The organism is Streptomyces sp. NPDC002044 (assembly GCF_040296725.1).
GTDB classification, from domain to species: domain Bacteria; phylum Actinomycetota; class Actinomycetes; order Streptomycetales; family Streptomycetaceae; genus Streptomyces; species Streptomyces antarcticus.
The window spans coordinates 1-1,036 of record NZ_JBEOXU010000338.1 but is presented as its reverse complement, the minus strand read 5'-3'; the positions used below and the strand labels follow the sequence as shown (position 1 = coordinate 1,036).

1 protein-coding gene is annotated in these 1,036 nt (G+C 74.0%); it reads left to right on the top strand.

All coding sequences use genetic code 11. The features are described 5' to 3' along the window. Positions 1 to 159: 159 nt before the first annotated feature. The gene (locus ABT106_RS32065; protein ID WP_351284602.1) at positions 160 to 1,011 is read left to right on the top strand and encodes an NADPH-dependent F420 reductase; all 852 of its coding nucleotides are present in this window, start codon (positions 160 to 162) and stop codon (positions 1,009 to 1,011) included. Positions 1,012 to 1,036: the final 25 nt, after the last annotated feature.

Sequence of the window (1,036 nt, the reverse complement as noted above, 5' to 3'; positions counted from 1 at the left end):
GTGGGCCACGGCAGGGCGTGTCGGGGCGGGGCGGGGGGGCCGGGCCCGGGGGGGGCCGCCCCCCCACGTCGTACCGGGCCGCGCGGTCCCCGTGCCGTGTGGCCGACCCGAGCGGCGCCGCCCGCACGGGTGGCCGCCCGGCGGGTGGGAAATGGCCGAATGAGTACGTGGAGGGTGGGATCCCACCAGCTCAGAGCCATGGCAGCCCGCCGCCGAGCCCGCACGGACCGGCGTGATCGGGTCGCCCGCCCGAGGACCGGGGCAGCGCGGGCGGAATGCGCCGTGGATCAGCGGAGTTGGCACCGGCGCGACACCCGACCCCCTCGCACTGGAGAGCTCATGAAGATCGGCATCATCGGAGCGGGCAACATCGGCGGCAATCTCACCCGCCGGCTCACGGCCCTCGGGCACGAGGTGTCCGTGGCGAACTCGCGCGGCCCCGCCACCCTCACCGCCCTCGCCGAGGAGACCGGCGCCACGCCCGTCACCGTCGCGGAGGCGGCCCGCGGCGCGCGGATCGTCGTGGTCACCGTCCCCTTCAAGAACATCCCGGACCTGCCCGCAGGACTGTTCGACGGGGCCGCCGACGGCTTCTCCGTCATCGACACCGGCAACTACTACCCCCAGCAGCGCGACGGCCGGATCGCCGGCGTCGAGGACGAGGGGCTGACCGAGAGCCGCTGGACCGAACGCCACCTCGGCCACCCGGTGATCAAGGCATTCAACGGCACCTTCGCCCAGGACATCGTCGAGCGGCCCCTGCCCGCGGGCTCCGCCGACCGCATCGCCCTGCCGGTGGCGGGCGACGACGAGACGGCGAAGGCGGCCGTGCGCGCACTGATCGACGAGCTCGGCTTCGACACCGTCGACGCGGGCGGGCTCGACGACTCCTGGCGCCAGCAGCCCGACACCCCCGTCTATGGACTCCGCGACGGCGTCGACGGCAGGCCGGCCGGGGTTCCTCGAGAGGTGCCTCCCCGCCGCCAATGCCACATCCCAATCAGCGCCTAAAACATGCTTCAACACCCGCAACCAG

Excerpts from the sequence above, each read along its gene's own strand:
- ABT106_RS32065 (WP_351284602.1), top strand. The coding sequence starts at position 160 with ATGAGTACGTGGAGGGTGGGATCCCACCAGCTCAGAGCCATGGCAGCC.